Genomic DNA, 5,806 nt, shown 5'->3' with positions numbered 1-5,806 from the left:
CGCCGATCTGCGCCGAGGGTGTGAGCTGCAATGGCGGAGCGCCTGAAACCGCCTATCTCGGGGTCGAGACCCGGTTGCTCGAGGGTGATCTGGTCAGCTTTCAGGTCGCCATGAACGGCGACCGGGACGATCCCGCCGCGCCGCAGGGCGTGGCGGATTATGCAGACTGTGCAGCCGCGCAATACGCGCTGATCCGGGGCTTCGGATTCGCGCGCCATTTGCGCACCAATGTGACATTTGAACAGGGTGTCTGGCGGGGGGATGCGGCTTATACCATCTCTTCGGCGCTCCCTGGCGGGCTCAAGGCGATCGACGCGGAAGTCATCGTTTCGAACTGCAAAGAAAACGGAATACCCACGGTGTGAGGACCCATGATTGAATTCTTTACCACCACAAATCTCGGGATCTTCCTGCTCATAGTAGGACAGGTCTTGTTGGTTGTCGTCCCGCTGCTGGTGGCCTTGGCCTTCCTGATGTATGCGGACCGCAAGATCTGGGCAGCTGTGCAGCTGCGCCGGGGCCCCAACGTCGTGGGTGTCTTCGGCCTCATGCAGAGTTTCGCGGACTTCCTGAAATACATCGTGAAAGAGATCGTCTACCCGGCGGGTGCCGACAAGGCGGTGTTCCTCTTGGCGCCGATGATCTCGCTGGTGATGGCGCTGATCGCCTGGGCGGTGATCCCGTTCAACGACGGCTGGGTGCTGGCGGATATCAACGTCGCCATTCTCTACGTGATGGCCGTTTCCTCGCTCGAGGTCTATGGCGTCATCATGGGCGGCTGGGCCTCGAACTCGAAATACCCGTTCCTCGGCAGCCTTCGGTCGGCGGCGCAGATGATCTCCTACGAGGTGTCACTGGGCCTGATCATCATCGGCATCATCATCTCGACCGGCTCGATGAACTTCGGTTCGATCGTCGCCGCGCAGGACGGTGACTATGGTCTGCTCAGCTGGTACTGGCTGCCGCATTTCCCGATGCTGATCCTGTTCTTCATCTCGGCCCTGGCCGAGACCAACCGCCCGCCCTTCGACCTTCCGGAAGCGGAATCGGAACTGGTGGCCGGCTATCAGGTGGAATATTCCTCGACCCCGTTCCTGCTGTTCATGATCGGTGAACTGGTGGCCGTGGTGCTGATGTGCGCGCTGGTCTCGCTGCTGTTCTTCGGTGGCTGGCTGTCGCCGATCCCGGGTCTGCCCGACGGCATCCTGTGGATGGTGATCAAGATGCTGCTGGCCTTCTTCGTCTTCGCGATGGTCAAGGCGATCACCCCGCGTTACCGCTATGACCAACTGATGCGCGTGGGCTGGAAAGTGTTCCTGCCGATGTCGCTGGTCTGGGTCGTGCTGGTGGCGTTCCTGGCAAAATTCGAAGCCTTCGGCGGTGCCTATGCCCGCTGGGCAATTGGAGGCTGATTGATGGCGAACATCGACTATAAACGCGCCGTTGGCTATTTCCTGATGACCGATGTCATCGAGGGGTTCCGGCTGGGCATGAAGTATTTCTTCAAGCCCAAGGCGACGATCAACTACCCGCATGAAAAGGGCCCGCTGAGCCCCCGGTTCCGGGGCGAGCACGCGCTGCGCCGCTATCCCAACGGGGAAGAGCGCTGCATTGCCTGCAAGCTTTGCGAAGCGATCTGCCCGGCGCAGGCGATCACCATCGACGCCGAACCGCGCGCCGATGGCAGCCGCCGCACCACGCGCTATGACATCGACATGACCAAATGCATCTACTGCGGTTTCTGCCAGGAAGCCTGCCCGGTGGATGCCATCGTCGAAGGTCCGAATTTCGAGTTCTCGACCGAGAGCCGCGAAGAGCTTTTCTACAACAAGGAAAAGCTTCTCGACAACGGCGAACGCTGGGAAGCCGAGATTGCCCGCAACCTGGAACTGGACGCACCCTACCGATGAGCGACGCAAAGAACCCTTTCGAAGCGTTGATCGCGCAGTACCAGGACATGGCCAAGGCCATGAACCCGGCGCTGGAGTCGTTTACCCCGAAAGGGTTCGAAAAGCTGTTGCCGACGATGCCGAAGGACATGATGGAAATGCTCTTCGGCAACACGCTGAACAAGGACGGGCTGGACAGCAAGACCCGTCTGTTGCTGACGCTGGCGGCGCTGACCGTGCTCGGCGCTCAAGGCGATGCCCAGATCCGCATGACCGTCCGCCATCTTCTCGAGGCGGGCGCAACGAAACAAGAAATCGTCGAGACCATCGGACAGATGTCGATGTTCGCCGGCATTCCCGCCATGACCCGGGCAATGGAAATTGCCCAAGAGGTGATGGCCGACAACGAGGAAAGTGACACATGATTGTTGCTCTGACCTTCTATCTTTTCGCGATCTCTGCGGTCGTGGGTGGACTGTTCACGGTGATCAGCCGCAACCCGGTGCATTCGGTGCTGTGGCTCATTCTGGCCTTCCTGTCTTCGGCGGGCCTGTTCGTGCTGCTGGGCGCCGAGTTCGTCGCCATGCTGCTGATCATCGTCTATGTGGGGGCGGTCGCGGTGCTGTTCCTCTTCGTGGTGATGATGCTGGACATCGACTTTGCCGAGCTCAAGGCCGGCATGGCACAATATCTGCCGCTGGCGCTGCTGATCGGGCTGATCCTGCTGATGCAATTCGGCATGGCGGTCGGCAACTGGCATGTGTCCGAGGTCGCTATGGCGCAGCGCGCTGCCGTGGCGCCGGAAGGTGTGGAAAACACCGCCGCGCTGGGGCTCATCATCTATGACCAATATTTCCTTCTGTTCCAACTGGCTGGTCTGATCCTGCTGGTCGCCATGATCGGCGCCATCGTTCTGACCCTGCGCCACCGCAAGGACATCAAGCGCCAGAACGTGCTCGAGCAGATGTGGCGCGATCCGGCGGATGCCATGGAAATGAAAGACGTTAAACCGGGGCAGGGGCTGTAAGGCCCCGCGCTTGGAAGAATAAGGACCGAGGGACAATATGATCGGACTTGAACATTATCTTACCGTGGCGGCCGTGCTGTTCGTCATCGGTATCTTTGGCCTCTTCCTCAACCGGAAGAACGTCATCATCCTGCTGATGTCGATCGAACTGATGCTGCTTTCCGTCAACATCAACCTCGTCGCCTTCTCGAGCTACATGGGCGATCTGGTCGGGCAGGTGTTCACCCTGTTCGTGCTGACCGTGGCCGCGGCGGAAGCCGCCATCGGCCTCGCGATCCTGGTCTCCTTCTTCCGCAACCGCGGCACGATCGCGGTGGAAGATGTCAACGTGATGAAAGGCTAAGACAGATGGAAAAGATCATCCTGTTCGCTCCGCTGATCGGCAGCCTCATCGGCGGCTTCGGCTGGCGCATCATCGGGGAAAAGGGCGCGCAATACGTCACCACCGGCCTGCTGTTCCTGGCCTGTTTCCTGTCGTGGATCGTGTTCCTGACCCATGACGGCGTGACCCAGTACATCCATGTTCTCGACTGGATCCAGTCGGGCACGCTGGACACCGCCTGGGCGATCCGCCTCGACCGGCTGACCGCGATCATGCTGATCGTGGTGACCACGGTGTCGGCGCTGGTCCACCTCTACAGCTTCGGCTACATGGCGCACGACCCGCAGTGGAAAGACGGCGAAAGCTACAAGCCGCGCTTCTTTGCCTATCTGTCGTTCTTCACCTTCGCCATGCTGATGCTGGTCACCTCGGACAACCTGGTGCAGATGTTCTTCGGCTGGGAAGGTGTGGGTGTCGCCTCCTACCTGCTGATCGGCTTCTATTACCGCAAGCCCTCGGCCAATGCCGCCGCGATCAAGGCCTTCGTGGTCAACCGGGTCGGCGACTTCGGTTTCGCCCTCGGCATCGCGGGCCTGTTCTTCCTGACCGACTCGATCAACTTCGGTGACGTCTTTGCCGCAGCGCCCAAGCTGGCCGAGACCCAGCTGACCTTCCTGTGGACGGAATGGAATGCCGCCAACCTCCTGGCCTTCCTGCTGTTCGTCGGCGCCATGGGCAAATCGGCGCAGCTGTTCCTGCACTCCTGGCTGCCGGACGCGATGGAAGGCCCGACCCCGGTGTCGGCGCTGATCCACGCCGCGACCATGGTCACCGCCGGTGTGTTCCTGGTCTGCCGCATGTCGCCGCTGATGGAATATGCCCCCGAGGCCACCGCCTTCATCACCGTCCTCGGTGCCACCACCGCCTTCTTCGCGGCCACCGTCGGCCTGGTGCAGAACGACATCAAGCGCGTCATCGCCTATTCGACCTGCTCGCAGCTGGGCTACATGTTCGTGGCCGCCGGCGTCGGCGTCTACTCGGTGGCGATGTTCCACCTGTTCACCCACGCCTTCTTCAAGGCGATGCTGTTCCTTGGCGCCGGTTCGGTGATCCATGGCATGCATCACGAGCAGGACATGCGCAACTATGGCGGCCTGCGCAAGAAGCTGCCCTATACCTTCTGGGCGATGATGATCGGCACGCTGGCGATCACCGGCGTCGGCATCCCGCTGACCCATATCGGCTTTGCCGGCTTCCTTTCCAAGGACGCGGTGATCGAGAGCGCCTGGGCCGGAACCCAGGGCGGCTATGCCTTCTGGATGCTGGTCATCGCGGCGCTGTTCACCAGCTTCTACAGCTGGCGCCTGATGTTCCTGACCTTCTACGGCAAGCCGCGCGGCGACAAGCACACCCATGACCACGCCCATGAAAGCCCGCTGACCATGCTGGTGCCGCTCGGCGTCCTGGCGCTGGGGGCGGTCTTTGCGGGGATGATCTGGTATGGGTCGTTCTTTGGCGACCACGATCAGGTCAACGAGTTCTACGGTATCCCGGCACATGCCGAGGCAGATGCCGGTCATGGCGCCGCCGACGATGGCCATGCCGATGACGGTCACGCAATGGCCAAGGACGACCATGCTGCGGCCCCGGTCGGCGCGCTGTTCATGGCCCCCGACAACCACGTGATGGACGACGCGCACCACGCCCCGAAATGGGTCAAGGTTTCGCCCTTCATCGCCATGGTCATCGGTTTCCTGACCGCGATGTGGTTCTACATCTGGAACCCGGCGGTGCCGAAATGGCTGGCCGAGAACCAGCGTCCGCTCTACCTGTTCCTGCTGAACAAGTGGTATTTCGACGAGATCTACGACTTTGTCTTCGTGCGCCCGATCAAGGCTATCGGCCGCTTCTTCTGGAAACGCGGCGACGGCAATACCATTGACGGTTTCCTCAATGGTGTGGCGATGGGCGTGGTGCCCTTCTTCACCCGCCTCGCCGGCCGCGCACAATCCGGCTACATCTTTACCTATGCCTTTGCCATGGTGATCGGCCTCGTGGTCCTGGTCACATGGATGACGCTCAGCGGAGGAGCGCACTAATGAACGACAGCTTGCTCTCCCTTGTCACCTTCATCCCTGCGCTGGCGGCGGCGATCCTCGCCATCTTCCTGCGCGGGGAAGAGGAAGCGGCGCAGCGCAACGCCAAATGGGTTGCCATGGCCGCAACGGTGATCACCTTCCTGGTGTCGCTGGCCATCCTGTTCGAATTCGACCCCTCCAACACCGGCTTCCAGTTCGTCGAAGAGCATGACTGGCTTCTGGGCCTGAAATACAAGCTGGGCGTCGACGGGATCTCGGTGCTCTTCGTGATGCTGACCACCTTCATGATGCCGCTGGTGGTTGCCGCCTCGTGGAACGTCTCGCATCGCGTCAAGGAATACATGATCGCCTTCCTGCTGCTGGAAACGCTGATGCTCGGCGTCTTCATGGCGCTGGATCTGGTGCTGTTCTACCTGTTCTTCGAGGCCGGCCTGATCCCGATGTTCCTGATCATCGGCATCTGGGGCGG

At 61.0% G+C, this 5,806-nt stretch carries 7 protein-coding genes and 1 pseudogene; all 8 read left to right on the top strand.

Annotated features, from left to right (window positions below; translation table 11 throughout):
- Positions 1-5: 5 nt before the first annotated feature.
- On the top strand, positions 6-365 hold the full coding sequence (locus ABZD10_RS12945) for a hypothetical protein (RefSeq protein WP_372887056.1): 360 nt from the start codon (positions 6-8) through the stop codon (positions 363-365).
- A gap of 6 nt (positions 366-371) precedes the next feature.
- Positions 372-1,412: an NADH-quinone oxidoreductase subunit NuoH gene (nuoH, locus tag ABZD10_RS12940; RefSeq protein ID WP_372887054.1), complete on the top strand. Its 1,041-nt coding sequence runs from the start codon at positions 372-374 to the stop codon at positions 1,410-1,412.
- Positions 1,413-1,415: 3 nt separating this feature from the next.
- Complete coding sequence (gene nuoI, locus ABZD10_RS12935) at positions 1,416-1,910, top strand: NADH-quinone oxidoreductase subunit NuoI (RefSeq protein ID WP_372887052.1); 495 nt, start codon at positions 1,416-1,418, stop codon at positions 1,908-1,910.
- Positions 1,907-2,314: a carboxymuconolactone decarboxylase family protein gene (locus ABZD10_RS12930; RefSeq protein ID WP_372887050.1), complete on the top strand. Its 408-nt coding sequence runs from the start codon at positions 1,907-1,909 to the stop codon at positions 2,312-2,314. Before nuoI ends, ABZD10_RS12930 begins: the two co-directional genes overlap by 4 nt.
- Positions 2,311-2,916: an NADH-quinone oxidoreductase subunit J gene (locus ABZD10_RS12925; RefSeq protein WP_372887049.1), complete on the top strand. Its 606-nt coding sequence runs from the start codon at positions 2,311-2,313 to the stop codon at positions 2,914-2,916. Before ABZD10_RS12930 ends, ABZD10_RS12925 begins: the two co-directional genes overlap by 4 nt.
- A 37-nt stretch (positions 2,917-2,953) precedes the next feature.
- Positions 2,954-3,259: an NADH-quinone oxidoreductase subunit NuoK gene (nuoK, locus tag ABZD10_RS12920; RefSeq protein ID WP_372887047.1), complete on the top strand. Its 306-nt coding sequence runs from the start codon at positions 2,954-2,956 to the stop codon at positions 3,257-3,259.
- A 5-nt stretch (positions 3,260-3,264) separates the two neighbouring features.
- The gene (nuoL, locus tag ABZD10_RS12915) at positions 3,265-5,337 is read left to right on the top strand and encodes an NADH-quinone oxidoreductase subunit L (protein WP_372887046.1); all 2,073 of its coding nucleotides are present in this window, start codon (positions 3,265-3,267) and stop codon (positions 5,335-5,337) included.
- Positions 5,337-5,806, top strand: a pseudogene (locus tag ABZD10_RS12910) (NADH-quinone oxidoreductase subunit M); the annotation flags it as partial. The gene nuoL and the pseudogene ABZD10_RS12910, both read left to right, overlap by 1 nt.

Source organism: Shimia sp., from assembly GCF_041624275.1.
Taxonomy (GTDB): domain Bacteria; phylum Pseudomonadota; class Alphaproteobacteria; order Rhodobacterales; family Rhodobacteraceae; genus Shimia.
Note: the sequence above shows the minus strand (reverse complement) of the source record. Positions and strands in the feature narration are given on the sequence as shown.

Excerpts from the sequence above, each read along its gene's own strand:
- ABZD10_RS12925 (WP_372887049.1), top strand. The coding sequence starts at position 2,311 with ATGATTGTTGCTCTGACCTTCTATCTTTTCGCGATCTCTGCGGTCGTG.
- ABZD10_RS12930 (WP_372887050.1), top strand. The coding sequence starts at position 1,907 with ATGAGCGACGCAAAGAACCCTTTCGAAGCGTTGATCGCGCAGTACCAG.
- nuoK (WP_372887047.1), top strand. The coding sequence starts at position 2,954 with ATGATCGGACTTGAACATTATCTTACCGTGGCGGCCGTGCTGTTCGTC.
- nuoH (WP_372887054.1), top strand. The coding sequence starts at position 372 with ATGATTGAATTCTTTACCACCACAAATCTCGGGATCTTCCTGCTCATA.
- nuoL (WP_372887046.1), top strand. The coding sequence starts at position 3,265 with ATGGAAAAGATCATCCTGTTCGCTCCGCTGATCGGCAGCCTCATCGGC.
- nuoI (WP_372887052.1), top strand. The coding sequence starts at position 1,416 with ATGGCGAACATCGACTATAAACGCGCCGTTGGCTATTTCCTGATGACC.